29 protein-coding genes, 1 pseudogene and 1 riboswitch are annotated in these 26,811 nt (G+C 37.6%); of the genes and pseudogenes, 17 read left to right on the forward strand and 13 right to left on the reverse strand.

Annotated elements, in window-relative coordinates; genetic code table 11:
• Positions 1-343 precede the first annotated feature (343 nt).
• The 4 genes from ACQV2Q_RS05920 (at position 344) to ACQV2Q_RS05935 (ending at position 3,206) form a co-directional block, all read left to right on the forward strand.
• Positions 344-592, forward strand: coding sequence for a biotin/lipoyl-containing protein (locus ACQV2Q_RS05920; protein ID WP_428873171.1), 249 nt, complete (start codon positions 344-346; stop codon positions 590-592).
• Complete coding sequence (lipA, locus tag ACQV2Q_RS05925) at positions 593-1,519, forward strand: lipoyl synthase (protein WP_428873170.1); 927 nt, start codon at positions 593-595, stop codon at positions 1,517-1,519. It begins immediately after the preceding gene.
• A 6-nt stretch (positions 1,520-1,525) separates the two neighbouring features.
• Positions 1,526-2,527 (forward strand): lipoate--protein ligase, encoded by a 1,002-nt coding sequence (locus ACQV2Q_RS05930; RefSeq protein WP_428882196.1) that lies wholly within the window; start codon positions 1,526-1,528, stop codon positions 2,525-2,527.
• A 91-nt stretch (positions 2,528-2,618) separates the two neighbouring features.
• Complete coding sequence (locus ACQV2Q_RS05935) at positions 2,619-3,206, forward strand: pyridoxamine 5'-phosphate oxidase family protein (protein WP_428875166.1); 588 nt, start codon at positions 2,619-2,621, stop codon at positions 3,204-3,206.
• Positions 3,207-3,263: 57 nt separating this feature from the next.
• Here ACQV2Q_RS05935 and ACQV2Q_RS05940 read toward each other — a convergent pair whose 3' ends face one another.
• The 5 genes and pseudogenes from ACQV2Q_RS05940 to ACQV2Q_RS05960 form a co-directional block, all read right to left on the reverse strand.
• Positions 3,264-3,881 (reverse strand): DUF5052 family protein, encoded by a 618-nt coding sequence (locus tag ACQV2Q_RS05940; protein ID WP_428875165.1) that lies wholly within the window; start codon positions 3,879-3,881, stop codon positions 3,264-3,266.
• Positions 3,882-3,965: 84 nt separating this feature from the next.
• Positions 3,966-4,184 carry an LOG family protein gene (locus ACQV2Q_RS05945; RefSeq protein WP_428875164.1) on the reverse strand — a complete coding sequence of 73 codons (219 nt, stop codon included), beginning with the start codon at positions 4,182-4,184 and terminating at the stop codon, positions 3,966-3,968.
• 146 nt (positions 4,185-4,330) lie between these two features.
• Positions 4,331-4,693: pseudogene (locus tag ACQV2Q_RS05950) on the reverse strand (TIGR02328 family protein).
• A gap of 36 nt (positions 4,694-4,729) precedes the next feature.
• Complete coding sequence (locus ACQV2Q_RS05955) at positions 4,730-5,188, reverse strand: TspO/MBR family protein (protein WP_428876277.1); 459 nt, start codon at positions 5,186-5,188, stop codon at positions 4,730-4,732.
• A 58-nt stretch (positions 5,189-5,246) separates the two neighbouring features.
• Positions 5,247-5,909: an endonuclease III domain-containing protein gene (locus ACQV2Q_RS05960; protein ID WP_428882197.1), complete on the reverse strand. Its 663-nt coding sequence runs from the start codon at positions 5,907-5,909 to the stop codon at positions 5,247-5,249.
• A 176-nt stretch (positions 5,910-6,085) separates the two neighbouring features.
• Between ACQV2Q_RS05960 and ACQV2Q_RS05965 the strand changes: the two genes are divergently transcribed.
• The 5 genes from ACQV2Q_RS05965 to ACQV2Q_RS05985 all read left to right on the forward strand — a co-directional run bounded on the left by ACQV2Q_RS05965 (position 6,086) and on the right by ACQV2Q_RS05985 (position 11,472).
• Positions 6,086-7,060, forward strand: coding sequence for an ABC transporter ATP-binding protein (locus tag ACQV2Q_RS05965; protein WP_428882198.1), 975 nt, complete (start codon positions 6,086-6,088; stop codon positions 7,058-7,060).
• Positions 7,057-7,842 (forward strand): ABC transporter permease, encoded by a 786-nt coding sequence (locus ACQV2Q_RS05970; RefSeq protein WP_428876276.1) that lies wholly within the window; start codon positions 7,057-7,059, stop codon positions 7,840-7,842. Before ACQV2Q_RS05965 ends, ACQV2Q_RS05970 begins: the two co-directional genes overlap by 4 nt.
• Positions 7,843-7,847: 5 nt before the next feature.
• On the forward strand, positions 7,848-8,627 hold the full coding sequence (locus ACQV2Q_RS05975) for an ABC transporter permease (RefSeq protein ID WP_428874351.1): 780 nt from the start codon (positions 7,848-7,850) through the stop codon (positions 8,625-8,627).
• Positions 8,628-8,927: 300 nt separating this feature from the next.
• Positions 8,928-9,338, forward strand: coding sequence for an ArsR/SmtB family transcription factor (locus ACQV2Q_RS05980; RefSeq protein WP_428874352.1), 411 nt, complete (start codon positions 8,928-8,930; stop codon positions 9,336-9,338).
• Positions 9,328-11,472, forward strand: a complete 2,145-nt coding sequence (locus ACQV2Q_RS05985; protein WP_428882199.1) for a heavy metal translocating P-type ATPase — start codon at positions 9,328-9,330, stop codon at positions 11,470-11,472. Before ACQV2Q_RS05980 ends, ACQV2Q_RS05985 begins: the two co-directional genes overlap by 11 nt.
• 81 nt (positions 11,473-11,553) lie before the next feature.
• Here ACQV2Q_RS05985 and pabB read toward each other — a convergent pair whose 3' ends face one another.
• Positions 11,554-13,572: an aminodeoxychorismate synthase component I gene (gene pabB, locus ACQV2Q_RS05990; RefSeq protein WP_428874354.1), complete on the reverse strand. Its 2,019-nt coding sequence runs from the start codon at positions 13,570-13,572 to the stop codon at positions 11,554-11,556.
• Between the two features lie 174 nt (positions 13,573-13,746).
• Positions 13,747-13,840: riboswitch (THF riboswitch) on the forward strand.
• A 67-nt stretch (positions 13,841-13,907) separates the two neighbouring features.
• On the opposite strand from pabB, the gene aroB reads away from it, so the two are divergent.
• From aroB to ACQV2Q_RS06025, 7 genes are read left to right on the forward strand one after another with little or no spacing between them, the layout of a single operon-like run.
• Positions 13,908-14,945 carry a 3-dehydroquinate synthase gene (gene aroB / locus ACQV2Q_RS05995; RefSeq protein WP_428882200.1) on the forward strand — a complete coding sequence of 346 codons (1,038 nt, stop codon included), beginning with the start codon at positions 13,908-13,910 and terminating at the stop codon, positions 14,943-14,945.
• On the forward strand, positions 14,946-16,217 hold the full coding sequence (locus tag ACQV2Q_RS06000) for a 3-phosphoshikimate 1-carboxyvinyltransferase (protein WP_428882202.1): 1,272 nt from the start codon (positions 14,946-14,948) through the stop codon (positions 16,215-16,217).
• Entirely contained in the window at positions 16,207-17,319 is a 1,113-nt protein-coding gene (gene aroC / locus ACQV2Q_RS06005) for a chorismate synthase (protein WP_428882204.1), read from the forward strand. The genes ACQV2Q_RS06000 and aroC overlap by 11 nt, the downstream gene beginning before the upstream one ends.
• A 26-nt stretch (positions 17,320-17,345) precedes the next feature.
• On the forward strand, positions 17,346-18,632 hold the full coding sequence (locus ACQV2Q_RS06010; RefSeq protein WP_428882206.1) for a shikimate kinase: 1,287 nt from the start codon (positions 17,346-17,348) through the stop codon (positions 18,630-18,632).
• Positions 18,598-19,056 carry a type II 3-dehydroquinate dehydratase gene (gene aroQ, locus ACQV2Q_RS06015; RefSeq protein WP_428882207.1) on the forward strand — a complete coding sequence of 153 codons (459 nt, stop codon included), beginning with the start codon at positions 18,598-18,600 and terminating at the stop codon, positions 19,054-19,056. Before ACQV2Q_RS06010 ends, aroQ begins: the two co-directional genes overlap by 35 nt.
• Positions 19,057-19,071: 15 nt before the next feature.
• Complete coding sequence (gene aroF, locus ACQV2Q_RS06020) at positions 19,072-19,842, forward strand: 3-deoxy-7-phosphoheptulonate synthase (RefSeq protein ID WP_428874360.1); 771 nt, start codon at positions 19,072-19,074, stop codon at positions 19,840-19,842.
• Complete coding sequence (locus tag ACQV2Q_RS06025; protein WP_428882208.1) at positions 19,824-20,567, forward strand: aminotransferase class IV; 744 nt, start codon at positions 19,824-19,826, stop codon at positions 20,565-20,567. Before aroF ends, ACQV2Q_RS06025 begins: the two co-directional genes overlap by 19 nt.
• Before the next feature lie 19 nt (positions 20,568-20,586).
• Here the strand turns inward: ACQV2Q_RS06025 and ACQV2Q_RS06030 are convergent, their stop codons facing one another.
• The 7 genes from ACQV2Q_RS06030 to ACQV2Q_RS06060 all read right to left on the reverse strand — a co-directional run bounded on the left by ACQV2Q_RS06030 (position 20,587) and on the right by ACQV2Q_RS06060 (position 25,860).
• The gene (locus tag ACQV2Q_RS06030; protein WP_428882209.1) at positions 20,587-20,874 is read right to left on the reverse strand and encodes a hypothetical protein; all 288 of its coding nucleotides are present in this window, start codon (positions 20,872-20,874) and stop codon (positions 20,587-20,589) included.
• A gap of 81 nt (positions 20,875-20,955) precedes the next feature.
• Entirely contained in the window at positions 20,956-21,099 is a 144-nt protein-coding gene (locus ACQV2Q_RS06035) for an MgtC/SapB family protein (RefSeq protein ID WP_428876270.1), read from the reverse strand.
• Between the two features lie 39 nt (positions 21,100-21,138).
• Positions 21,139-21,282, reverse strand: coding sequence for a hypothetical protein (locus ACQV2Q_RS06040; protein WP_428876269.1), 144 nt, complete (start codon positions 21,280-21,282; stop codon positions 21,139-21,141).
• 107 nt (positions 21,283-21,389) lie between these two features.
• Positions 21,390-21,845, reverse strand: a complete 456-nt coding sequence (locus tag ACQV2Q_RS06045; RefSeq protein WP_428882210.1) for a hypothetical protein — start codon at positions 21,843-21,845, stop codon at positions 21,390-21,392.
• A gap of 427 nt (positions 21,846-22,272) precedes the next feature.
• A complete protein-coding gene (locus ACQV2Q_RS06050) occupies positions 22,273-22,764 on the reverse strand; it encodes a prolyl-tRNA synthetase associated domain-containing protein (protein WP_428882211.1) in 492 nt (163 codons plus the stop codon).
• A gap of 127 nt (positions 22,765-22,891) precedes the next feature.
• Positions 22,892-24,472, reverse strand: a complete 1,581-nt coding sequence (locus ACQV2Q_RS06055) for a C69 family dipeptidase (RefSeq protein WP_428882212.1) — start codon at positions 24,470-24,472, stop codon at positions 22,892-22,894.
• Between the two features lie 221 nt (positions 24,473-24,693).
• Positions 24,694-25,860 carry a polysaccharide deacetylase family protein gene (locus ACQV2Q_RS06060; protein ID WP_428882213.1) on the reverse strand — a complete coding sequence of 389 codons (1,167 nt, stop codon included), beginning with the start codon at positions 25,858-25,860 and terminating at the stop codon, positions 24,694-24,696.
• Positions 25,861-26,121: 261 nt separating this feature from the next.
• On the opposite strand from ACQV2Q_RS06060, the gene ACQV2Q_RS06065 reads away from it, so the two are divergent.
• Positions 26,122-26,598: a hypothetical protein gene (locus ACQV2Q_RS06065; protein ID WP_428882214.1), complete on the forward strand. Its 477-nt coding sequence runs from the start codon at positions 26,122-26,124 to the stop codon at positions 26,596-26,598.
• Positions 26,599-26,811 lie beyond the last annotated feature (213 nt).

The raw sequence follows: 26,811 nt of genomic DNA on the forward strand, positions 1-26,811 counted from the left end.
CCTCATTTCACTCTATCTTCCATTAAGAATAGAACATTCTTACCCATTCCACAAGTAGACATTCACAAAATAAATTCTTACCTCTCTTTATGATGATTAATCAAGACCTAGTTCTTGAATTTTTATCACAATCTTTCGGACTTTTCTTATTATTTTTTTTCACGAACTTAAGTGTATTTGGTATAAAAATGCCTGTACGCTAGGTTTTATGAACTTGGGTGGGAAGGCAAGAACTGGATTAAATTTTTGTGAAAAGTATTGAACATTTATAGCGGAATGTCTACAATGGAGCGTAGAGATTTCCTAGGAAATAACTTTAAATTAATTGATTGGAGGAGTCATTTTGAAAAAAGAAATTGTATTTCCAAAATTAAGTTCAAAAGTATTGTCAGGGGTCATTATTGAATGGACCACAGAGGTTGGCCAAAGCATTCAAAAAGGTGAAGTATTATATTCAGTCGAAACCGATAAAGCTGTTCATGAGATTGAGTCGCCTTTTTCTGGAAAGCTAATAGCTATCCATCAAGAGCTAGGTGACAAAGTCACTGCTGGTGATTTAATTGCGACCATTGAAGAAAGTGAGGAAGCTTAAATGAAAATCACTGCCTCTTCATCAACCCAAGTAAAACCACGTATCCGTTTTGACAATGAATCCGTCGATCAAGTTAATAACTTACTTTCTAGCCTACAACTTAATACCGTTTGTGCCGAAGCTACCTGTCCTAACCTAGGTGAGTGCTACAAAAATGGTACAGCCACCTTCATGATCCTTGGTAGCCATTGCTCAAGAGCTTGTCGTTTTTGTGATATTCTGACAGGCAATATGGAAGAAGTGAATGACAAGGAGCCTGAAAACTTAGCCGATGCTTGTAAAACACTGGGGCTTCGCCATGTGGTAGTGACCAGTGTGGCACGTGATGATTTAGAAGATGGTGGAGCTGAACAATTTGCTCGCACAATTCGTGCTGTTAAAGAAAAATGCCCAGACACAACGATCGAGGTGCTTATACCAGATTTCCTAGGTAACAAAGAAAGTATTGACCTTGTTATTGAAGCAAATCCTGAAATTATTAATCATAATATCGAAACGGTAGAGCGTTTATCTCCAAGAATTCGTCACCGCGCTACCTATGAACGTTCTCTTGACGTTTTAAAATATATTAAAAAACAAGCACCCCATATCTATACAAAGACAGGGATAATGCTAGGCTTAGGTGAAACTGAAGAAGAGGTTGCTCAAGCTATGGATGATAGTTTAGCGGTAGGCGTAGATTTCTTTACAATTGGACAATACCTTCAGCCTTCCCCTAAGCATTACAAACTAGAAGAATATATTTCGCTTGAACAATTTGGTAGATACAATAAAATGGGGATGAAAAAGGGCTTCAAGTTCGTAGCCTCTGGACCTCAAGTAAGAAGCTCCTACAAGGCTCATGAATCCTTGGATGCCGTCGGTGTTGACCATAACTTTGATGCTGAAAATAGCTTAGTGGCTCAATTAGCCAAAGAAGAAGCATAAAGACCCATGTTATATTTACCGACTGATTCACTTGATCCTAACTATTACTTTGCCTTAGAAGAATACTTAATGACCCAAAAAGCTTTAAAAGAAGACCTTTTCATGATCTGGCAAACCGATTTTACAGTCATGCTGGGTAATTACCAGAATGCATATGTTGAACTGAACTTACCAGAACTAGAAAAAGATCAAGTCGCTATTACACGACGTAATACAGGGGGCGGTACTATCTTCACCGACCAAGGTGGCTGGCAATATAGCTTTATTTCACCTCGACCTCAAGGAAATAAACGACACGAAGCTATTGATTTTCAACGCTTCATGCAATCCATCATTCAGGCATTGCAAAGTTTAGGAATCCCTGCTGAAATGAATAGCCGCAATGATTTAATGATTCATGGTAAAAAGATTTCCGGCAATGCACAATGTTTTAAAGGAAATTCCATTCTGCATCATGGATCACTTTTATTTGAGACTGACTTGACAGCCATGGCAAACTATCTCAATCCAGCTAAACATAAATTAATTTCCAAGGGGATCAAATCTGTGAAAGACCGAACCACTAATATCAAAAACAATTGCCCAGAAGATTGGACAGCCTTGTCTTTTAAAGAAGCTTTGATTAAACAAATAGTAGGAGATCAGCCTAACTCTTTCTACCTTAGTGAAGCAGACGAACTAGCCGTTCAAAAACTTAAAAAAGAAAAATTTGAGTCCTGGGAGTGGGTCTTCGGCCGTAATCCATCGTTTTCTTTAGTTAACGAAGCGGTATTACCCGGAGGTCTCCTCAAACTTCATTGCAAAGTGGAAAAAGGTGTCATTCAATCACTCCTTTTTGAAGGAGACTTCTTTAGCACGCACGATTTAAGGGGTTTTGAGCATTCTGTAAAAGGGATTAGCTTTAATAAAAAAACCATGCAAGACCATTTTAATGATAACTATCCGCAAGATTTAATTCACAACATCAGTAATCAACAAATTATTGACACTCTATTCAAAGACTTATAAGCTATCAATAGAAAACATCAGGTCTAAACCCCCTGATGTTTTCTTTTAGAAGTCGCTTTTATCCTCTACCTCCATAGAAAGAAGGTCTCAAATGTCTGATATCCATCAAGCCATGCGCCGTCAAGACCGTGCCATGCCCAATGATTTTGCTGAAAAAGTTATCGATCAAGCTCAATACGGTGTACTAAGTATGCCCGATCAACCCTATCCTTATGCAATTCCTTTGTCAATGATACGTCACAATCAAACCCTCTATTTTCATAGTGCAAGAGCCGGTAAAAAGGTTGATTTACTTGAAGACGGTATGGCTGTCTGTGTCACTTTTGTTGGACAGGTTCAGGTTCCAAATCTATATAGCGAAAGCGAAGTCGAAACGATTGCTGCTGATCCCACTGCTTGGGGCACTTTAGCCCGTACTGTTTTTACTACTGAATTTGAGTCGGCCATTATCTATGGTAAAATTCGCAAAGTTACTAACGAAAAAGAATTGCTCAAGGCCTTACGTCTGATCGCCAAAAAATATGTCCCTAAACATTATTCACTAGTTGATAAAGCCATTGACACAGCTTTCGATTATGTTCAAGTCTATGCTATCGAAATAGAGCACCTTTCGAGCAAAAGAAAGAAATATGATGATCAAGGGCAAGAAATGAAACATGCCCGAGGATGGAAAGTTTAAAAAGAGGCTGTGACTGACGTCCGCCTCTTTTTTATTTTCAAAAATCGCTTTAAATAACTAACTATTTTCGAGTAACTCATTGTCATAGATCGTGTAATCACAACGGTAAATAAAGAGATACTTGCCATCTATTATGAGTCCTGTCGACTTAGGTACATCCGTTTTAAAATAGGAGACCTTATTCCCTGAATAAACGGCTAAAGGTGTTCCGTTTTGGCTTCGCACCATAATCGTCTTCTTTTTACCAAAAAAGGTTTGGCCTAAATTGTCCTGTAAGCGCGAAATGAATGGAAGGTTCGATCTCGTATCATAAAGTTCAACGCGATTATCTACCTCCATCGTCAAGTCATTTAACCCCTTCTCAGCAGCAATCAAAGATGATCCTACATGAGTCATCGTGTGCCCACCAATTTGAATATCTAAAACCTGTGAGTCAGCTTTGGTTGAGCCTTCAGCTGTTTGTGAATCGAACTCTTCATCTCGTTCAATTGAAACTGATTTTCCCGTCATAGAATCAATGATCTGGGCTTGCTCATCATAAGTTTGGACGGTCATAGTCAAACCAATAAAATCTTGTTTAAAGCCAGAAACAAATTCACTTATAGCCTGACAGCCAGTCAAAGCTAAAACCATTATTAATAGGATAGATAATTTAAAAGTGTGTTTGTTTTTCATTTTAGTCTCCTTTTCTTAATAGTATATCTATTCTACCAGAATCAATTACTAAGCGACTTGTACTAGAGGCTGATTTTCACTTATTTACAATCGTGATTCGTTTTTAATGAATCCTTCAATTTGCTTATAATCTTCCGTTAAGAGAAATCCTTCTTCAACCATTTGTTGGTAAACTTTTTGTAGTCCATTGTAATAACCATTAACATTCATGAATATACAGGGATTCGTGTTTTGACCCACCCGACTCCAAGAGACGGCTTCCACTACTTCATCCGATATCCCTGTTCCATTAGGAAGCACCACAATAAACCACTATTTTAATAGTCTACCTCCTCTTTTTCAATTTACTATTATAACTAATTTTTTGTCAATAAATAGTTATTCTTAGCCCATTAAACAAAATTATTCTCAAAAGAAAATTTTTTGCAACAGTCTTAATTGTTTTTTATTTAAATAGCAATCCCCTTATCCTTTAAATTCATCAAACAAGCTTGAAGATAAACTTCATCATGTTCTGGATAGATGGGACAATCTAATTAGCGTTCTTCTAAATCCTTATAAGACGGAGCTGATTTGCCACGGTATTTGGGATCTAGCCAGAGGCTATCCGGCTGATAGCCTCTGGCTATCATTTCTTCCATTACTAAAACATGGTATTGGTATAATTTATAGGGATGATAACTAAAAACATAGTTTACAGTAGAATGTGGCTTGCCCCACCCCTTCCCTCTTAAGGCACAACATTCTCGATGTTGTCCTAAGAGTTGTTGTCGAGGTAATAAGGGAATCAAATCTTCATGCCATAAACGCATTGTTTCCCTCCTAATTTATTCATTGCAATAAGACACTTAATCTCGATTTAAGAACCAAGTAGCTCCATTAAGATAAGAAGCAAAAGCCGACCAAATTACATAGGGCAATAAGAGTAATACCGCCCAAGTGTTCTTTTGATAAAATTTAATGGCTGTGACTAGAACAGCTGTGAATAAACAAAAGCTTTCAATTACAGCGGTGCCGCGATATTTATACTTAAAGTATAAGAGTGACCAAAGATAATTAAGGCCTAATTGCGTTCGATAGGCAATAATGGCTTCGTCTTTTTCTTTACTTTCATCAATGATTATTCGGGCAATCCCCATCATGGTATATAATAATGGCCAAACAATGCCAAAAGTCTCTTTGGGAGGTGCAAATGGGGGCTGTTTGTACTTTTCATAGTCTGCTTTGGCATTATCGGCCGTTAAACGACCAATAATTGTTCCACCGACCAATGGAGCTCCTACAAGTAACCAATTTTTAATTTTCATCAAACCACTCCTTTTTCAAATTATAAGTTAACAGCCCTTCATCTCCGACTAAAATGCTTTAGCATCGATCATAAAAATACAGTAACTTTTTCTTCACCTCTCCAGCTATCCGTTCCATCCTAACAGGATCCTTTAAATAATTTTTACCAAATTCATCAATCAGTCCATGCAGGTCTTGAGCTTGAAGATAAGTGAATGATTCAGGCATTTGCACGACTGCATGTAATTGCTGATAGCTTTTATAGTCTTTTTGATCGATATAAGAAAACAACTTGCGAGCGTATGCATCTGAAATAAAGGCGACTTGGTCAAAAATATAGACTAAGAAGACATCAGCCGTTTCTTGGCCGATACCTCGAAGCTTAAGTAATTCTATTCTTAAATCAGATCCGTATTTTTCTACTATATGGCTATAATTCCACTGGTGTTCTTGGAACCAATTCAAAACGGCTTGGATAGCTAGGGCTTTATTTTTATAAAAACCAGCTGAATAAATCAGCTGTTCTAACTGACTACTTTCCAACCTTAGAATCCTTTGCGGATCAAACCCAGTCGCCAGCTTTAATTGAGTTAAGGCTTTATCAACATTCGACCAGTTGGTATTTTGAACCAGAATAGCACCTAAAATGATTTCTAATTTAGAATCCCCCGGCCACCAACCACTGGGACCCATTTCTTGCAGAAGATAAGTATACAATTTTTCGATGGAAACAGAAGTCATTGATCCACCCCTTTCCACTTTTACCTATTATATCATCTTTATTAACAGATTATGATTGAAAACCTTCTCTTCGTTGACTTGAAAGGCTTCTTGTTATACAATTCAAAGGCTCAATTTTACTTCTTTAGTTCGCTAGCTATATAATTCAAATAATCAAAAAACTTAGGAGAGATTAGATGATTCAGGTTGAAAACATTTCAAAACAATTTAAAATAGCCAAACGAAAAAAACACTCCTCAATGCCTGGTTTATCTTATTTAAAGAGAGAGACTGAATACTATCAGGCATTAGACCAAGTATCTTTTAATGTTAAAAAAGGCGAAATAATAGGCTATATTGGCCCAAACGGAGCTGGTAAAAGTACCACACTTAAAATCCTATCAGGTATCCTCCATCCAGATACTGGTGAGTGCCAAATAATGGGCCTAACGCCTTGGAAAAACAGGATCGACCATGTTAGAAATATCGGCGTCGTTTTTGGACAACGTTCTCAACTATGGTGGGATTTACCAGTTAAGGATTCTTTTGACCTGATCCGTGACCTTTACCGTGTGGATCCACAGCGTTATCATCAACAAATTGATAAGTTAGCATATGCTTTAGCTATCGAAAACTTACTGGATACTCCCGTTAGACAACTCAGTTTAGGCCAAAGAATGCGGTGTGAAATTGCCGCTGCTTTAATTCATCAGCCAGCCATTCTATTTCTAGATGAACCTACTATTGGTTTAGATGCAGTTTCTAAATTAGCTGTTCGAAAATTCATTATCGATCTTAATCAAGAAGAACAGACAACAGTTATTTTAACCACGCATGACATGCAAGATATTGAAGCACTCTCTTCACGGATTATATTGATTGGTCAAGGAAAAATACTGCTCGACGGTTCCCTGGAGGAATTAAAGAACAAAAATCAACAAAAACAGATTTGGAACATTGAATTTAATAAAGGAAGACTACCTCATCACCCGGGTATTCAAATTTATCAAGCGACTGAATCAGAAGCTTTATTATCTTTTGATTCGGATCTTCTATCCAAAAATGAATTTATTGCTTTATTAAATCAAAATCTTGATTTACAATCTATAAGCCCTCATGCTACTAACCTTGATCACCTAGTAATCCAGCTTTATCGGGAGTATCAATTATGAAAACTTATAGCGCAATATTTCGCATTCAATTTCAATCAGCCATTCAATATCGAACGGCTGCTTTAGCAGGTATTCTTACCCAATTTGCTTGGGGCCTACTTCTCATCAAAATGTTCGAATCTTTTTATCAAACCAACGCACAAAGTCAACCTATGACTTTTGAACAAGTCTGCGCTTATATATGGATCCAACAAGCCGGTCTTAATTTGTTTGCTTTATGGATTTATGACCGTACTATCTTCGAAGAAATCATTTCAGGCAATGTTGCCTATCAATTGACGCGTCCTCTCGGTCTCTATCCCCATTGGTTTATATCTAACCTTGCCATGCGAATTGCTCGCACTTTATTACGGTGTTTGCCAATGATAATTGTAGCAAGCTTTCTGCCAGAACCTTATAAGCTTTTGCCGCCAAACCACCTCCTACTTTTTATAGTGACGATGATTCTGTCTACTTTATTAATCATTGCCTTCTTAATGTTAGTCTATATTAGTGTCTTTTATTTCTTAACGGACGTGGGAATTCGAGTGATTGTTGCTACGATCGGGGAATTTCTAACCGGAGCAATCATTCCATTACCCTTTTTACCCCAGCCTTTACAAACCTTTATCCATTGGACACCCTTCGCCTATATGCAAAACATTCCTCTTAGAGTCTATTCTCTAGACATTAGCTCTTGGAATATTATCATTCCTCAAGCTTTTTGGCTGATTCTTCTGTTGGTGGCCGGTTGGTGGCTGATGCAACATGCTCTATCTAAATTCGTTATTCAAGGAGGTTAAATGCAGTGTTTAAAATTTTAGGTCTTTATTTTAAACTCAATTGGCAGGCTCAATGGCAATACCCTGTTTCTATGTTGTTATTAATTATGGGGCAATTCTTAGCAACCTTTGTCTCTGTACTAGGCATTTATTTTATGTTAGAAAGATTTCACAGCGTACAAGGGTTTTCAAAAGATGAAGTGCTTTTATGTGCTGGAATTTTCACTTTTGCGGCCGCCTTAGCTGAAATGCTAGCCAGGGGATTCGATTCTTTTCCTCAGATGATTGCTAATGGTGAATTTGATCGTGTCCTCACTCGCCCCCAAAGCCCCTTACTCCAAGTTATTGGATCAAAATTTGAGTTTTCACGTATAGGACGCTTAATCCAAGCAGCCTTACTACTAGTTTTCGTCATTGAAAGAGGCAAGATGGTATGGTCGTGGAATAAGATTGCTACTTTATTCATAATGATCTTAACAGCCAGCTTGTTATTTTCCTTATTATATTTTCTTTCAGCAAGCCTTTCTTTTTTTACCATTCAAGGATTAGAGATTATGAATATTTTTACAGATGGCGGACGTGAATTTGGTCAATATCCCTTCTCTATTTATGGAAAGAAGATATTAAAGTTTCTAACCTTTATTCTCCCTCTGGCTTTGGTCCAGTATTATCCCTTTTTATATTTAGTAGGTAAGAGTAATGATTGGCGATTAGCTCTATTTCCTTTTTTGAGTCTAGTTTTTGCTATACCTGTTTATGGTGTTTGGCGATTTGGCTTGTATCATTATCAGTCAACCGGCTCTTAGTCAAAGAATCTTATTTCAATGAAATGATAAATAAGATTCATAAACTAACCTCTACTTTATTAAATTTCCATTTAAAACAGTCAATTAAACTCACTAACGTCTACTCAAAGGCCCTCAATCTATATACTATTTTACTTATTATTTTTTAATCGTTTACTCTTTCTACCTGATTTCTATTCATTTAGAGGTCAGTTTATTATAGTTTAGCAAGCCGTTTATCAACCATTAGTATTCATTTGACAAAAATAATAGTGCGTGGTATATTTAAGTTGTAAAGGTTGAACGGCTGTTCAACTATAAATGATAATTTTTACTATTTATAAACAGAAAGTAGGTCATGCCATGGATAGCTGTCAAGAGAATGCAATTCATCCTGAAGCGATTAAGAAAGCTCAAGAAGTGCCTCTCAATCCAGAACATTTTAAAATTCTAATCAAACTCTTTAAAGCATTAGCAGAACCCTCTCGAGCAAAAATTTTATGGTATTTGCTTAAGACAGAATTGTGTGTTTGCGATTTAGGCCATCTAATAGGCATGTCCAAATCTGCCACTTCTCATCAACTCGCTTATCTATTTAAATTAAATTTAGTTAAAAAGCGCAAAGAAGGACGTATTGTTTATTATTCAATTGCTGATGACCATGTGCGTATTTTATATCACAATGCATTGGAACATGCAGCAGAAGGAGGAAATGATAATAATGACTTATAAATTTAAAATGCAGGGTTTGTCTTGTGCTAACTGTGCTCAAAAAATTGAAACTCGCTTAAACAATTCGGATCAAGTTGAAGCGACCGTTAATTTCGCACAAGGACAATTAACAATCGACACGGACCAAGTGATGGAGTCTAATCTCATTCAAAGCTTGGAACAAAATGTACAAGAAGTCGAACAAGGGATAAAATTGGTTCCGCTCTTTGAGCTAGAAGAAAAATCAAATCTAAACCTTGATAAAAATAAGGACAGTCAAGGCTTACTTGATAGCGAAGGCTGGCGTATTTTAATTACCATTCCTTTATTTATCTTAGGATTCTTTTTAACAAATTATATTTCTTCTGAATGGCTTCTAGTGGGTTATTTTGGTCTGACCTATCTGTTCATAGGTCAGAATGTACTTAAAACTACTTGGAATAAAATTAAAAATAAGGACTGGTTAGAAGAAAATTTCTTAATGACGATTGCTACCTTAGGTGCCTTTGTGATTGGTGAGTACCCTGAAGCAGTTGCCGTTATGCTGTTCTATTCTATCGGAGAATGGTTTCAAGACCGTGCCGTTAACCAATCTCGCCAATCAATTCAATCCTTGATGGCAATTCGTCCTGACTTTGCCCGTATTCAACAAACTGATGGTACATTAACCAAAATTGACCCCCGCGAGTTAGTTGAAGGTCAAGAGTTTATCGTAGCTGTCGGAGACAAGGTCCCTCTAGATGGACAAATTATCCAAGGTCAATCTCAAGTAGACCACTCAGCTATTACTGGAGAATCTCTTCCTCAGAGTTTAAAAGAAGGCGACACCCTCTACTCAGGTTCGATCAACTTAAGTTCTCAGCTGAAAGTTAAAGTCACTAAGACCTTCCAAAATTCAACGGTCAGCCAAATTATCGACTTAGTTGAAAATGCTTCTTCCAAAAAGGCAGCTACTGAGAAATTTATTACTCGGTTCGCACGCGTTTATACACCGGTTGTAGTTGCCTTAGCAGTTCTTTTGGCTACTTTGCCTCCTATCTTTTTTAGTGACATTTCTTGGTCAACAAGCTTTTACCGTGCGTTACAATTTTTAGTTATCTCTTGTCCTTGTGCCTTAGTTGTCTCTGTTCCTATGAGTTTTTATGGTGGAATTGGTGCAGCAGCACGTGAAGGTATCATGGTTAAAGGCGGAAATTTCCTCGAAACCCTAACAAAGATTAAGACCTTAGTTTTAGATAAAACCGGAACAATCACTCAAGGTAACTTTGCGATTGACAAAGTAGAGGCCTTATATTTAAGCAAAAATGAGTTTTTAGAAGCACTGGCTCACTTGGAGAGCCAATCCCACCATCCTATTGCACTCTCCATTCAAGAAGCCTATAATCAGCCCTTAGATCCTCATCGTGTGCAAGAAGTAGAAACAATCACCGGTAAAGGTCTTAAAGGAATTGTGGACGGTAAAAGTTTACTTGCTGGAAACAAGGACTTGATGGATCAATTCAAGATCGAAGTGCCAGAATTAAAGACTGCTGCCACTGTCGTTTATCTCAGTATTAATCAAGCATATCAAGGCTATGTCCTCATTAAAGACCAGATCAAACCAGATTCTCAGTCCGCGCTGACAGAATTACATCAATTGGGTATTTCCTCTGCCATCTTACTTTCTGGTGACAATCAAGCAACCGTCGACGAAATCGCTCAACTTGTTGGGATTGATCAAGCAAAAGGTGACTTGCTTCCACAAGAAAAGATGATCGAACTGGAGAATATTTTAGCTAACGTTAAGCAATCAACGTCTAATAAAAAATCCTCTAATGTAGCCTTTATCGGTGATGGCATCAATGATGCCCCGGCTCTTGCCCGTGCAGATATTGGAATTGCCATGGGAGGAATGGGATCTGACGCAGCTATTGAATCAGCAGACATTGTCATTATGAATGATTCTTTAGCTAAACTCCCTCAAGCTATTAAAATTGCTCAAAAAACTTTACGCATTGCTCAAGAAAATATAGCCTTTGCACTTGGAATTAAGGTACTCTTCCTAAGCCTCGCCGCTTTAGGCTTCTCATCCATGTGGATGGCTATTGTCGCCGATGTTGGTGTGACCATCCTTGCAGTTCTTAATAGTTTGCGAACACTTGGGAAAGTTAAATAATAAAAAAACCAGCAAGCATAATAATGGTATGCTTGCTGGTTTTCTTCGTTTAACAAACTCATTTATCTTTAATGAATCCTTTTAGGCCCCTTCAATTTTAAATTCGTAAGTTGAAGGTAGATGGTAATAGGCTTTTAAGGCATTAAGAGCTCCTTGGGCTTTGACTAAAGTTTCTTGGTACTCTTCTTCTGGATCTGAAAGGGCAATAATTGCTCCCCCTAGACCGAGACTAGTCTTTTCTTCTTCAATAACCGCCGTGCGTATAACAATATTTAAATCCATACAACCATTATTAGCAATATAGCCAATAGCCCCTGAGTAGATACCTCGTGGACGTCCTTCTAATTGATCAATTAATTCGAGGGTACGATACTTCGGCGCTCCAGTCATTGAACCACCAGGGAAGCAAGCTTTAAACAGATCAATAGCTGAAACATTTTTTGCAAGAAAGCCTTGAACGGTAGTCACTAATTGATGAAGGGTTGAATAACTCTCAACAGCCATCAACTTGGGAACCGTTACTGTTCCAATCTGACAGACCTTACCTAAATCATTTCGCAATAGGTCTACGATCATCAAGTTTTCAGCCATGGTCTTTTCCTCGGTTGCTAAAGCATGAATAATCGCTTGATCTTCTGCTGGGTTTTGACCCCTTTTAGCCGTTCCTTTGATGGGCTTGGTTTGAACTCTACCATCACGATTCAAGGTTAAGAATTTTTCCATAGAAGAACACGCAACAGCAAAATGATCAAAAGTTAAAAAGGCTGCGTAAGGGGCTGGACTGGCTTGGCGTAAGGTTTGGTAATATATATAGGCATCTAGCTGGTCTTTGATATCCAAGCGGTTGGTCAAACATATTTCATAGGACTCTCCTTTTCGAATGTAGTCTTGACATTGGTGGATAGCTTTCAAATAGTCACTGCGAGCCATAGCCCAAGCAATAGTTGGTTGATCGAAGGCCTCCATGATAAGCTCTTCTTTTTCACCTACTGAAATATAAGCCTGTGAAAAATCTAAATCTTTGATCCAGTCTTTGTCATCTTTATAGGATAGTAAATAAAGTTGGTTTTCGTGATGATCGATAACAGCCGCTCGATCAATATAATCTAATATGACATCAGGATACGATGACTGATGCTGATTAGGCCCTTCCATTAAACTTTTGAGCTCATAACCAAAATAACCAATATAACCTAATTGGAAATCACATGGTAAATCTTGATGGATTGGCCATTGAGGTTGATGTTTTTCTAAATAAGTGAATATATCTTGATGAATTCTTTCTTCTCTTCCCTTTATATCTGTCTTGATAACCAAATTATCCGTAATATCATAGGTCAGACGATGGCCATGGCGAGGACCCGCTTGTCCAATTATAGAAAAACGAGACAAAGCTTTTGTCACTTGACTAGAGTCTAACCATTGCGTTTGTTTATTAATTTGATAAAGCTGATTAAACAACGCTTGTGCATTGCCTTGATAAGGAACTTTTGTAACACGCAAAGGATTTGTCTGTATTTGGAAGGTGTGGATCAAGTCTACAAAATTCTCAATTAGACGCTCACCTTCTTGTGAAGCAATTGACTCTGGATGAAACTGAACGGCGTATTGAGGTTTGCTACGATGAGAAATCCCCATAATTAAGCCATCGTGCGTTCTCGCATCCACTTGAATGTTCTCCAATTTCTCTTCTTTACAGACTAAAGAATGGTAACGGGTCACTTTAAAATCTTGCGGTAGTCCTTTAAAAAGCCCTTGATTATTATGTCTGATTTCACTCAGCCGCCCATGAACAGGCTGAGGAGCCAATATAATTTCTCCTCCATTCAGATAGTAAATTCCTTGCTGACCCAAACAGATGCCCAATATGGGACGTTCTTCTTTTTCGATTACTTCACGGCAAAGACCAAAATCTTCAGGATTTTCAGGACTTCCAGGACCTGGTGAAATAACCACCGCATCAAAATCTAACAATTTGAATTCTTCATATGACATTTGATCATTCTTAATAACCAACGGAACTTCTTGCGTCACTTTGGCTATTAATTGAAACAGATTATAAGTATAGGAATCATAATTATCAATGATAACAAACTTCATAATGGTTTCTCCTAACATTTTTTTCAACGATATCTATGCAACTGGTTATTGTCCTATTTTATCACAATTTGTAGTTAGTAAAAATACCTGAAAAGTAATTTAAAAAGAATAGCATTTAATCCTTGTCAATGATTGACAAGTGCTATCATTCACCTATAATGAAGGAGAACTTTGAACAGAGTATAAAAGGTGCGTAAAGTATTTACAGATGGGAAGTTGCTGTAAAACGAAATGAACAATCATGCGATGCCTTTTATCTTCCGCTGTTTTATTATCCATCTTTAGCGGAGCTCTGAATTTCTCAGAGCTCCTATTTTTGTTTAGGAGGGTACATTTTGGACATCCAATTGAATGTTTTTCCTTATCCAATCTATCTAGAACACCATCATTTTAGTCAATTAAAAAAACGCTTAAGCCAAATGAGCGGAAAAAAGTTTCTACTAACGGATCAAAATGTGGCGACCCTTTACCAAGAACAAATTGATCAACTTGGTCAGTTAGCATCCTTTTCTTACCATATTGTTCCTGCCGGTGAAGCGTCAAAGTCATTAGCTTGTTATCAAGAAGTGATGAATCGTATGGTAGAAGAAAAACTTACTCGGTCTGATTGCCTAATCGCCTTTGGTGGCGTCATTGGTGACTTAGGGGGCTTTTTAGCCGCCACATATTTAAGAGGAATCAACTTTATACAAGTTCCGACGACTCTTTTAGCTATGGTTGACTCTGCCATTGGGGGTAAAAATGGCATTAATTTTGGTGCCTATAAAAATCAAGTGGGTACTTTCTATCATCCCGCTTGGGTTCATATCGATATTGCCTATTTAGACACCTTAGATATCAGACAAATTAACAATGGGTTAGCAGAAATTATAAAATATGCGATCCTTACTGACCCCGCTTTATTGGAGGACATCAGACAAGATAAAAGTCAACTCAACTACTTGAATCTAATTAAACGGTCTTTAGAAATAAAACACGCCTATGTTGCTAATGATTTTCACGATCAAGGTAAAAGACAATTCCTTAATTTAGGTCATACTTTCGCCCATGCCATTGAAAGTATTAGCAACCACCAAGTGAACCATGGTGAAGCAGTCGCAATCGGCCTATTATGGATGGCTCGTGCTAGTTTTAAATTGGGTTGGGCCCGCCAATCATTTGTTCCTCTTCTTGAAGATTTATACCAAAAACAAGGACTATTCCAGACTTATTACTGTGATAACCATGATTTACTGAACGCCATTAATCACGACAAGAAAAAACAAGACCAAACGATTCACTTAATTATTCCTGTTGAAATAGGAAATTGTGTCCGACAAGCCATTCCTATTCATGAATTAGGCCAATGGATTGAAGCAGGGAGTCGATTGTAGATGGATATTCAAATTATGCCTCACTCTTTAAAAGGCAGTATTTCTGCAATTCCTTCTAAATCAGACGCTCATCGAGCACTCTTTGCAGCCAGCTTAGCCAATGGTCCCTCTACCATCTATTTAGACCGTCTTTCAAAAGATTTAGAAGCAACATTGACTTGTATTGAAGGACTAGGTTGCCTGGTTCACCATGATTCAGATCAAAAAGCATACCATATCCTGCCAGATGCTCATTCTATGAAGCGCCACTTCAATGTGGGCGAGTCGGGAACAAGCTTACGCTTTCTAATTCCTATCTTAGCTAGTCGGTTAGAAAAGAACCAACAGGTCGAAATCCTTCGCCAAGGGAGTTTGATCAATCGAACCAACCAACCTTATTGGGACTTGTTTGACCAATTAGGTATTTATTGGCAAGAAGAAGGCCCTAGTATCTGGCTTTCAGGCAAGTTAGAAGCAGGAAATTACCAACTTCCAGGTAATGTTTCTTCTCAATTTATTTCAGGATTAGCTTTGGCTCTCGCTCATTTAAATAAAGCAAGTCAGATAAAATTAACTTCGCCTTTGGAATCCGCTGCCTATGTCGACATGACCTTAGCTAGCTTAAAAGAATTTAGTAAAAGGATTGATTTTTCTCATCAAACTCAAGCCTATCACTTACTCGCTGGACCTATACAAGCAGCGCCCTACCAAGTAGAAGGCGATTGGTCCAACGCCCTTTTCTTCTTAGTAGCAGGCGTCCAGGTCTTAAATCTTACTTTTGACAGTCTCCAAGCAGACCGTCAGGCTTTGTCCTATTTGGATAAATTGGGCTATCCCATCCCCGAGCCGGCAAGACAATCCACTGACTATCATCCCAGTAAGACTTCAACTGCAAGTAATCAAATAGTGGAAATCGATGCCCGTCAATTGCCCGATGCCATTCCTATCCTTACCCTAGCAGCCGCTAGAAAAACTGGGATTACTCGCATCGTTAACGGCCAACGCCTCCGCTTAAAAGAAAGTGACCGAATAGAATCTACCGTAGCTCTTATGCAAGCTTTAGGTGTCTACATACAAGCTGAAGCTGATGGGTTCATCTTGCAAGGAGGGCAAGGCTTTCATGGCGGAATTGTGGATACTTTTCAAGACCACCGTATTGCAATGACAGCTGCCATTGCGGGTAGTTTTGCCCAAGAACCTGTGATTATTAAAGGGGCGGACTGTGTTTCTAAATCTTATCCCCACTTCTTCGATGATTTTCAAAAATTAGGAGGTATCTATCATGTCCTTTAGTCTCGGTCAAAATTTTCGTCTCACTGTTTACGGACAATCCCATGCTAAAGCGATTGGGGTAGTCATTGATGGCCTTCCTGCCGGTTTAGATTTCCCTTATGCAGCCATTCAAACAGCTCTCGAACGTCGTCGTCCTGGTAAAAAGGTTTGGTCAACTAGCCGTAACGAGACTGATTTATTTGAAGTCAAAGCAGGTATTGTAGACGGTAAAACCTGTGGGGCGCCCCTTTGCTTAGAAATTAGGAATCAAGATATGCAGTCCAAGGATTATGCCCAACATCACTATCTCCCTCGCCCCTCACATGCTGATTATCCTGCTTTCATTAAATATGAGGGACACCATGACATTCGTGGGGGCGGACACTTTTCAGGGCGCATGACTGCTCCAATTGTAATGGCTGGTAGTATTGCCCGCTATTTATTAGAAACAAGCGACATCCAAATTTATAGCCACATTCATTCAATCGCTGGTATAAAAGACCGGTTAGTTGATTTTGCGCAACCTGATTTTAAAGCCTTAAGTGAATTAGTTAATAAAGAATTTGCCGTAATTGATGACCTGCAAGGCCAAGCCATGAAGGAAGCTATCCTAGCCGCTAAAGAAGATAAAGACTCTGTAGGAGGGCAAATCGAAGTAATCGTTGACGGCTTGCCAGTTGGTATCGGTCAACCCCTCTATGATTCGTGTGAAGCTAAATTAGCCCATGCCATGTTTGGCATTCCCGCCACTCGCGGCGTAGAATTCGGAACGGGCTTTGCTGGAGCAAACTTACGCGGCAGCCAGCACAACGATCCTTATTATTTGGATAATAACCTGATGGTTAAAACGCTGACCAACCATCACGGCGGTATTATCGGTGGTTTGACCACTGGCATGCCCTTGATTATGCGAGTAGCAATTAAGCCTACTTCTTCTATCGGTCAATCCCAAGCAAGTGTCAACCTTGATAAACAAGTTAATCAAGAATTGACGATTGAGGGCCGGCATGATCCTTGTATCGTCCCTCGGGTTGTTCCCGTTATTGAAGCAATGACCGCTATTTGCCTTTTAGACCTAATGATGATGGACGGTCAATGGCCAACTATTTCAACAAAAAATTAATTGCCGCCTTTAGAAAGTAGGTTCTTATGTTACAGACATCTCAAAAAAATAAAAAACCCACTCTTTGTGGCTTAATCGGACGTAAATTAGGTCATAGTTATTCCCAATCTATTCACCAACGAATTGGGAACTATCCCTATCACTTAATTGAATTAGAACCCAATCAGTTGAAAGACTTTCTTTTAGAGAAAAACTACCTCGGACTCAATGTGACTATTCCTTATAAAGAAGCGGCCTTACCTTATTTAGACAACCTAGACCCCTTGGCTAAAGCCATCGGATCGGTCAATACAATTGTGAATGAAGAGGGAAAACTCAAAGGCTATAATACTGACTACGCTGGCTTAGACTTTTTATTAAAAAATAATCATCTGACCTTAACAGGCAAAAATGTGCTTATTCTTGGATCCGGTGGCTCTGCCAAAATGATCGCTGTTTATGCTAAAAACCATAACTGTCACCGAGTTAGCCATTTAAGCATTCGCCAAGCTTTCCCACCATTAAAGGCTAACAATCAGGCGGCTCAAGTTATTTTCAATGCGACACCGGTTGGTATGTACCCTAATAACCAGGATTTAAGATTAAACTTGACCGCATTCCCTCAACTAGAAGCGGTCGTTGATCTCATCTATAATCCCTTACGCTCTTCTTTAGTCCTCCAAGCCAAAAGCCAAGGCATTCAAGCTATAGGTGGACTCGACATGTTAATTGCTCAAGCTTTTTTTGCCAGTCAACTTTTTACCGGTAAGTCTTATCCGACAGACTTCATCCATCAAATTTGCCAATCCTATTGGCAGGGAATCGAAAACTTAGTTTTTATCGGAATGCCAGGTGTTGGCAAGACCACTCTCGGAAAAAAACTGGCTGATCAACTAGGCCGCCCCTTTTTAGACACCGATCAATTGATCGAAGCTGTCATCCATCAACCGATCTCTGAATATATTTCCAAGGTGGGCGAAAAACCTTTTCGCGACCTAGAAGAAAAAATCATTCATCAAGTGGCTAAGGAAAATGGGCAAGTAATTGCCACGGGCGGAGGTGCCATTTTAAGGGCAAGGAACCGACAAGCTCTAACTCAGAATGGTCGATTGATTCTATTGGAGCGCCCCTTAGAAGAACTGTCTCGAAAGGGCCGACCACTTTCAGCTTCGCTAGACCAAGTTAAGCGTTTATGGAATGAACGAAAAACACTCTACCAAGAGAGTGCAGACCTCATTATTCCCGTCAAGTCTTCTATCCCAACTAGCTATCAAGAAATGCAAGAAAGGCTGATCAAACATGCGATTATTAGTCCTCAACGGACCCAACCTTAACTTATTAGGCATCCGTCAACCAGAAATATACGGTCAAACCTCATACTCTGACTTAACAAACTCTTTAAAAAAATGGGCAAATGAATATGCTGTAGACCTTGATATCTTTCAATCCAACCACGAAGGAGCCTTAGTCGATAAAATTCAAAATGCTTATCAAAAGGTGGATGGCATAGTAATAAACCCAGCTGCCTACACCCATACATCCATCGCTATTCGCGATGCTTTAGCAGCCGTTGCCATTCCTTTTGTAGAAGTCCATCTAAGTCCTATTAGTCAAAGAGAAAGTTACCGACAAGTCTCATATATCAAAGATTTAGCCTTAATAACAATTGAAGGACAAGGCCCTGCAGGCTACCTTCAAGCTCTGGATTTTATCAAAAATTACCTCTTTAATCCTAATAATCCATCACCTATCACATAGAAAGAGAAGATATAAATGACAATGAATTCTGTATCTGTAAAGCAAGTCACTTTTGGCAAACAACCAGCTATTGTTATCGCTGGACCCTGCTCTATTGAATCTGAAGAACATATTTTTAAAGAAGCTCAAGCCTTGAAGGCGGCGGGAGTCGACATGATTCGAGCGGGTGCTTATAAACCAAGAACTAGCCCTCATGCTTTTCAAGGTTTAGGCTTTGAAGGTGTAAAGTACTTAAGAGCCGCCGCTGATTCAGTTCACCTCCCGATGGTCACAGAAGTTTTAAGTGAATATGATGTCGAAAAGCTAATCGATCTTGTGGACATGTTTCAAGTAGGTTCTCGAAATATGTATAATTACCAACTGCTGAAGTTGTTAGGTCAAGCCGGTAAACCTGTCCTATTAAAAAGAGGGTTTTCAGCAACTCTTAAAGAATGGGAAATGGCCGGTCAGTATTTAATGAGCGAAGGAAAAGCTTCGGTTGTATACTGCGAACGCGGCATACGTAGCTTTCAAGATGAAACACGCAACACCCTTGATTTAGCAGGTGCTATTCTCCTCCAAGCCAAAACGAAACAACCTGTCGTTATTGATCCTAGCCATGCCAGTGGTAGACGCGACCTCATCCTCCCTTTAAGTAAAGCCGCTTTAGCCGCTGATATTTCGGGGATTATGGTCGAAGTCCATCACAATCCCGACCAGGCCTGGACCGATGCCGCTCAGACTATTGATTATTCTATGTTGGATCAACTAATGAAGGAGTGCCAACCATGGCTTACATCAAATTAGATGAAGGCTTTCTTTTTGGACAAGGTGTTTTTACCACCCTTAAAGTTATCAATGGACAAGCGCTCTTCTTAGACCAACATCTTAGCCGTTTGTGTCAATCAGCCAAAGCTTTAGGTTTCAAAAGTTCTATAACCAAAAACGTTATTGTCAACTCTATTAACGAGAAAGAAATGGTGGATGGGGCTTTAAAAATCATCCTCTCACCAGGTAATCTTGTTCTACAAGAACGATCGGATCCCTATGGTAAGAGATTCTTGCCTGCAAAGCCATTAAAATTAGCCAAGTGGCAGCGCCATTCCTCTAACACACTCTTGCAACATAAGTCCACTATGTACTTAGCGAACAAAATTAATTTAAAGCAGATAAGAGAAAAAGGGGCTTTTGAATGCATCTTTTTAAATGAAAAAGACCAGATCACTGAGGGAAGCTTTACGAATCTCTTTTTTGTTAAAGACCAAGAGCTTATCACTGCTCCAACAAGCGCAGGTCTTCTTCCAGGTATTATGCGTCAATGGGTGCTTGACCATTTCCCTGTGACCATTCGCCCCATAGACTGGCAAGAAAGACAAACTTTCCAAGCTGGTTTTATGACCAACTGTTTGATGGGGATTACTCCAATTAAAACACTTGAATCAACCCATTACCAAGATCATCATCCTCTAATTGATTACATCCAAGAGGAATATTCTATAAAAATATATAAGCAAAAAGCTAGCCAATGGTGATAACATTTGACTAGCTTTTTTATTCATTATATTCATCTTCCGATTCATAAATACTCACGCCTGCAAGCTGATTGATATCTTGAAAGAACTTTTCAGCATGAACTTCTTTAGGAATTACTAGACGGACTAAATAATCAAGTTGGTCACTATTATTCACTAAGGGTTTGATAAAAGTGACGGTAACTAATGACACTTCAATAAAATGAAGGACCTCATTAAAAGATTGAACATCATTTGCTTGCACAAAAACCGTTACCCAAGGTGTTTTCTTCCTTAATGAGCTTTCAAGTCTTTGTAAGAAGGTCAAAGTGATTAGGAGTATAAAGCCTACAACAATTGCTACATCGTAGAAGCCGATCCCAATTGCTAAGCCAATACAAGCCGAAGACTACAAGCCCGCAGCCGTGGTTAACCCTTTAATTTTGTCACGATTAGTAACTAAAATCATACCGGCACCTAAAAAGCCAATCCCACTCACAACTTGCGACCCCATCCGTGTAGCATCAACTCCTTCAAAAAAATTCGGCTGCAAACTGATTGGTCATCATTACCATGGCTGAAGTTACACAGACTAAAATATAAGTACGCATACCGGCTGGATGATTTTCAATCCACGTCCAAAACCAATCATACCATTAATCAACATAGCTAAAAGGGGCCTTAAGAGTATGGTAAAGAAATTTACTTCTTCAAAATTAATCGTTGGTAACTTCATTGATGACCTCCCTAAATTATTGATACTTCTTTACTAAATTTTTAATTTAAGAAGACTTACAATTTATATAACAAAAAGAATTTAATGATCAATCATTATAAAAAATTTTATATAATTTCTATTTCAATTGCTCTAATTGATTCATGGAGACTTCCTTTAGTCATTTTTAATTTTTCTGTTTTAACCCCATTCTTATACCCTCTAACAATAATTTTTTTACCAATCAAATGTGTTAATTTTTTACAACTTTCGAGAACATAACCATCCGACTTTTCATCGATAAATTCATAAGTGTGATCAGTTAATATTTGTATAATTTTGCCTTTAAAATTATAAATTTGATTGTCATGTAATTCAATATTATCTTCTCTAATTCTGCTTTTTTCTTCAAAATCTTCAATATTAGAAGTCGAATTAAAATCTTTATTTTGCTCATTAAACTTACGTTTTAGAATTTCATCTCTTTTTTCATTTATTCTAAAATATTCTTGTATAAAATTTTGTGTCTGCTCATTATTAAGAATAATTTGATCTAAGATTCGTATGAAGGTTTGAATTGTCAAATAAATAATGTAATAAGAGGAAAATAATATTAATGATATTAATAAATTGATTATCAATGAAACTTCTTGACTTTTTAAAAAGAGGAAAAATCGTAAGGGAAAGAAAAATTCCAAAATAAAGCGCTACTTTGCTAACAAATTTACCTTGCTCTACTACTGTTTTAGATTTGTTTATTCTATTCTCCATTTAAACACCTTCTTGAATTTAATTATATCTGTTTTACCATTTTTAAGGATATGTTGATATGATGCATTGTAAAATTAAATGCAACACTAGTAAAAATAAAACTCATAACAAATTTAATGGTAGTGTCAAATAAATTGTGTACCTACATTTTATTTGACACTACCTGATTTAAAATATAAATAAAAAATCCAATAAATGTAATCAGATCAGTTAGCTCAGCTATTCTATTTAATTTAATATCTATTTCAAGTCCAAAACTTCATACCCAAACCCAATCGCCTCAATAAATCTAAGCAAGTCCTGCGTTTTGATAAAAATTGTTTTCTCATTGGTATTAGGATGAAAACTCATACGATCTTGGGACATAATTTCATTATCAAAATAAACTTTGATATCCTTATCCTCATTAAACAGCAAACCAAAAGGTGAAACAACACCGGGAGGTAATTGCATTTTTTCTTTTAAAGATTCAGCTGAAGCCATCCGAATTTTGTTTGCTTGGATCAGCTCCTTTAGTTGATTCATATCCAATTGTTTTTGATCATCCATTATTAAGAGATAAAATTCAGTCTTTTTCTTATTTGTTAGAAACATTGTTTTAGTCCGAACACCGTCGATCCCTTCAATAAAAGCGTCGGCTTGCGCGGTTGTCAAAGCAGGCTCATGATCAACTATCTGAAATGGAATTTTTAATTCCTTCAACTTATCTTCTACTGGCTTATAGAGATCCATATTTTCCTTCCTAACTTTAAACCTTCTGATTATCAACTTTTTTTACAACAAAGTCCCCGAAAGTTAGATTAAAACCAACTTTTGGGGACATTTCTACCTAAGAATATTGAAATTCAGTTCCAACTAATTATTTTGAATACTCTGCTTCTAAATCTTTGATTTGGTCAAAAGCATCTTGAGCTAATTGCATGGTTTGTTCAGTAATCCACTCAGCAGCAGCTTGGGGATCTTCCGCATACATCGTGACAAGTTCTTGACGTAATTCTTCGTATTTATCTTTACCAGCTTTTTCAATGGCTAAGATCTTTTCTCTCATTTCTGGTTTTAAGTTCTCTTCATCTTCTAACATAATGGTTAGTAGATTATCTACTGCCCAATAGAATGATTCTGGATCATATTCATTGGCTTCCACTTGGTAAGCAGATAGTGTGTCATTGATATTTCCAAAGTATGGTAAGTAAGGTGAAACGGTAGGCGATCCCATCGCTAACCACATCACACCTGGTACTTTTTCAGGCATATCTTCATAAATTTGGAAGATATGAGCTTCCATTGTATTTTTGTTACCAATGGGATATAAAGCATTCTCAGGCTTTTCTGGTTCTTGCTTTTCAGTCGTTTCAGCTTCTTCGCCCTCTGTTGCTTCAGCCTCTTCGATTTCTTCTACTTCGGTTTCTTCGGTTTCTGTTGCTTTGGTTTCTTCACCTTCTGTTGTTTCAGTTTCTTTAACAACTTGTCCACCGGTAGCAGATGCGATGTTATCCGCTGGAATATAATCTGTATCTTCTAAACGATTTCGTTGTAAGCTCATGACTTGATCTAATGTGATTGTTTTATCCGTAGAATGTAAGAATGGAAACTCTGTGTCATCTAAAGAAACTTCTGCATCTGGATCTAAGGTTTTTACTCCAGACCAATACCTAGACACAGACCCAGGATCTATTTCAGCTGCATAAGAATCAGCAACTCGAATCATCCCCTCTTCCTCGACATAAGTACCCGCTTCTTCTGCAATGTTAATTAAATCGGCAGAGGCAATCACATTTTCAGTATCGTTCACATCGATTGTTTCTAAGAAGAACGAGTTGGGGAATACGGCAAACATATCATCTGGCAACTTCATCGCAGCATATTGATGACCGGATAAAATTTCCATATACCAAGTTTCATTTTTATCAGCAATAATCAATCCGTTGCCTTCGGAAGAGCCTTTCTCATCGATAATCGATGCTAACAACTCCACGCCCTCACGCGCTGTTTTAACGTGACCTAAAACGACGGTCGTCATGATTCCTTCTGAAAGACCATTTTCAACTAAAGGGTCAACCGCTAAAACTTCATCATTAGTATAAGTAGTAGTGGTCGCATCCATCGCTACACCATACTCATTATAACCTGCTTCATAATACAAGCCCCACTCAGGGGTGGTATCTGGCACAGCAAAATACTTATAAGATTGAGCTGGTAGTTCAAATTCGAACTTAGTATATTCATCCACTAACTTTGCGCCTTCTTCATTTTCCGTTGCTTCAATTACTACAAAAGTCTTATTATGGCTTTGTTCTAAGTCTTCTGTTCGGCCAAAAATAACTGACCCATCTTCTGTAAGGCCCTTACCAACATATACGCCTGTACAGGCAGCTACTGGTTGAGCCAGTAACATTCCTGCCGATAACATGGCAACAATGCTTGCGAAAAACTTCTTCATAAAATACCTCCTAAATTTTTGTGTAAACGCTTCATAATTTAATTATAACACTTGGTTATTACTTAATCAGTTTATATAGCATATTATTTTTATAAATAGATTATGGCTCATTAGTTATAATCTAAAATTATAAAAAACTATTAAACAAAAGAAAAAATAATGCCCAACTAGACTTGAATTCTAGCTAGGCATTTATATTTATGATAATGAGGTTTGAATGATTACATCATTTCATCCAGTCGCACAAACTGATACCCATTGGCTTGGACGCTTTCAATGACTGCTCCTAATGAGTTAGCCGATTCTTGATAGATGTCGTGCATTAAAATTACTGGACTAGGTAATAGGGTTGCTACTACACGGTTGATAATGGCTTGTTCATTTCGACTCTTCCAATCTTCCGAATCAACGTTCCATAGAACAGGAGTCATTTCCGTTAAATTCATTTCACGTTTGCCACCTGCTCCATATGGCATTCGATAGTAGTTGACAGGGGCATTAGTCACCCTTTCAATAATTTCGTTAGTGTGATTCAGTTCATATAGAACATCAGTATCACTAATTATTGTATAATTTCGATGACTGTAGGAATGGTTGCCCACCAAGTGCCCTTCATCATGCATGCGTTGAATGATTTCGGGATACTTTTCTGCATTTTGACCCAATACAAAAAAGGTTGCTTTCACATCATGTGCTTTAAGAATATCTAGGATTTGTGGCGTAGTGACTGGGTTGGGCCCGTCATCAAACGTTAAGACTGCAAATTTAGCAGAGTGCATTTGAGTATTAGTATTTTCATCTGGCTGGGCTGATATGTTTATAAACTTCCCTAGGTCTGGGTCAGCATAGACTTTACGAGGGACTGGAATAGAATGTTCATAAATTGCCTTTCCCCAACTTTGATAACAGTGACTCAAGTCTTTGTATGTTCTTGTTAAGTTGTTTGCTTCTAATTTACGATCAATTTCTTTCACTTTAATTAAAAAACCTGGAGAATATTTGTTAGGATTTTCCATATTCTTTTTAAAATTACGAACCTCTTGATTTAATTCGACTAGCGGCCGATCTCTCTCGGCTAAAGAATGGATGGATTCTTTGAGTGGTTGATCAGTTATTTCAGCTAAAATGGTCTCTATTTTTGTATTATACTCATTGAGACTAATATCTCTTAATTCTCTTTCTTCAACCACACCCTCTCCGGTTAAGGGTTGCGTTTCATATAATTCCAATAGTTCTTTGCGATAAGCTTCAGGCGATTTGTTCTTTCGAGCACTCAATTCGATTTTTGAAAAGGTCGATTCATTCTGATTGTTAGCATTAAATGTCATATAAATGATTAACAGTAAAATTGAACACACTGCTAGGCTGGCTGCTATTTTCTTATACATTTGATCACCTTATTTTATTCACAATTTTTTTCCAGCTTTTTTTACATCTTTTTAAGCATACTCCATCTAATAGATAAATTCTAGGGAAAAAGATAAAGAAATTAACTTTATTTACAATTGTTCCAATTAGAAATTTTAATTATCTTTAATTATTCTAAAACTATATTGTTATAAAAATTCAAAAAGTTTTTAAGTCCTTTTGGTTTTCTATTTATTATTCTCTAAGGCAATAAGCTATCTAATTGAATGCCTTCTTCTTCAATGTTATGGTTAATATATAGACAAGAAATAAACCTGTTAAAATCAAAAGGAGGAGTCATTGATGAAAAAAATATAGTGCTATTGGCAAGTATGATGATATTGGGGGGAGTGACTGTCTCCGCTCAAGATGAAGAAAAGATTGAAGAATTGAAAATCGAAATTAAAGCTCTCAAAGAGGAGCTGAAAGACAAGAAAGCCAAGTTAAAAGAATTAACAGGTGGAGATGAAGAATATATTATTACGGATGACAAAGACTTCTTCATTAAATATGTCGAAGTAAATGAAAAAGATGATGAAGAATTAGGGTATTATTATGAGTTCGTCTTTGAAGTAGAAAATAAGACAGATAGAACCATGAATATCATGGCAGAAGATGTTACTATCGATGATGATTTAATCGATAAAAAAATGGTTTTTCTTTCAGAAGAAATTGAAACAAACGCTAAAGGCGAAATCATCTTAAAATTCAAAGCTTAGAAGAAGATGAAGAGGCACCTGAATTAGATGATGATTTAGAAATGACGCTAAAATTAGTGAACGAAGAAGATCCTGACTTAAATATTGATTACCCTGTTTCGATTGATATAGATTAAAATGATTAAAACACCCAGTTTATAAACTAGGCGTTTTTTCTTTTGACGAATTGTCCAATCAAATGCAACACCGATAGTAAGAATCCAAAAAGTTCTT

The organism is Facklamia sp. P12950 (genome assembly GCF_050409465.1).
Taxonomy (GTDB): Bacteria; Bacillota; Bacilli; order Lactobacillales; family Aerococcaceae; genus Facklamia.

Excerpts from the sequence above, each read along its gene's own strand:
- lipA (WP_428873170.1), top strand. The coding sequence starts at position 593 with ATGAAAATCACTGCCTCTTCATCAACCCAAGTAAAACCACGTATCCGT.
- ACQV2Q_RS05930 (WP_428882196.1), top strand. The coding sequence starts at position 1,526 with ATGTTATATTTACCGACTGATTCACTTGATCCTAACTATTACTTTGCC.
- ACQV2Q_RS05935 (WP_428875166.1), top strand. The coding sequence starts at position 2,619 with ATGTCTGATATCCATCAAGCCATGCGCCGTCAAGACCGTGCCATGCCC.
- ACQV2Q_RS05940 (WP_428875165.1), bottom strand. The coding sequence starts at position 3,881 with ATGAAAAACAAACACACTTTTAAATTATCTATCCTATTAATAATGGTT.
- ACQV2Q_RS05955 (WP_428876277.1), bottom strand. The coding sequence starts at position 5,188 with ATGAAAATTAAAAATTGGTTACTTGTAGGAGCTCCATTGGTCGGTGGA.
- ACQV2Q_RS05960 (WP_428882197.1), bottom strand. The coding sequence starts at position 5,909 with ATGACTTCTGTTTCCATCGAAAAATTGTATACTTATCTTCTGCAAGAA.
- ACQV2Q_RS05965 (WP_428882198.1), top strand. The coding sequence starts at position 6,086 with ATGATTCAGGTTGAAAACATTTCAAAACAATTTAAAATAGCCAAACGA.
- ACQV2Q_RS05970 (WP_428876276.1), top strand. The coding sequence starts at position 7,057 with ATGAAAACTTATAGCGCAATATTTCGCATTCAATTTCAATCAGCCATT.
- ACQV2Q_RS05980 (WP_428874352.1), top strand. The coding sequence starts at position 8,928 with ATGATAATTTTTACTATTTATAAACAGAAAGTAGGTCATGCCATGGAT.
- ACQV2Q_RS05985 (WP_428882199.1), top strand. The coding sequence starts at position 9,328 with ATGACTTATAAATTTAAAATGCAGGGTTTGTCTTGTGCTAACTGTGCT.
- pabB (WP_428874354.1), bottom strand. The coding sequence starts at position 13,572 with ATGAAGTTTGTTATCATTGATAATTATGATTCCTATACTTATAATCTG.
- ACQV2Q_RS06000 (WP_428882202.1), top strand. The coding sequence starts at position 14,946 with ATGGATATTCAAATTATGCCTCACTCTTTAAAAGGCAGTATTTCTGCA.
- aroC (WP_428882204.1), top strand. The coding sequence starts at position 16,207 with ATGTCCTTTAGTCTCGGTCAAAATTTTCGTCTCACTGTTTACGGACAA.
- ACQV2Q_RS06010 (WP_428882206.1), top strand. The coding sequence starts at position 17,346 with ATGTTACAGACATCTCAAAAAAATAAAAAACCCACTCTTTGTGGCTTA.
- aroQ (WP_428882207.1), top strand. The coding sequence starts at position 18,598 with ATGCGATTATTAGTCCTCAACGGACCCAACCTTAACTTATTAGGCATC.
- aroF (WP_428874360.1), top strand. The coding sequence starts at position 19,072 with ATGACAATGAATTCTGTATCTGTAAAGCAAGTCACTTTTGGCAAACAA.
- ACQV2Q_RS06025 (WP_428882208.1), top strand. The coding sequence starts at position 19,824 with ATGGCTTACATCAAATTAGATGAAGGCTTTCTTTTTGGACAAGGTGTT.
- ACQV2Q_RS06040 (WP_428876269.1), bottom strand. The coding sequence starts at position 21,282 with ATGAAGTTACCAACGATTAATTTTGAAGAAGTAAATTTCTTTACCATA.
- ACQV2Q_RS06050 (WP_428882211.1), bottom strand. The coding sequence starts at position 22,764 with ATGGATCTCTATAAGCCAGTAGAAGATAAGTTGAAGGAATTAAAAATT.
- ACQV2Q_RS06055 (WP_428882212.1), bottom strand. The coding sequence starts at position 24,472 with ATGAAGAAGTTTTTCGCAAGCATTGTTGCCATGTTATCGGCAGGAATG.
- ACQV2Q_RS06060 (WP_428882213.1), bottom strand. The coding sequence starts at position 25,860 with ATGTATAAGAAAATAGCAGCCAGCCTAGCAGTGTGTTCAATTTTACTG.
- ACQV2Q_RS06065 (WP_428882214.1), top strand. The coding sequence starts at position 26,122 with ATGTTATGGTTAATATATAGACAAGAAATAAACCTGTTAAAATCAAAA.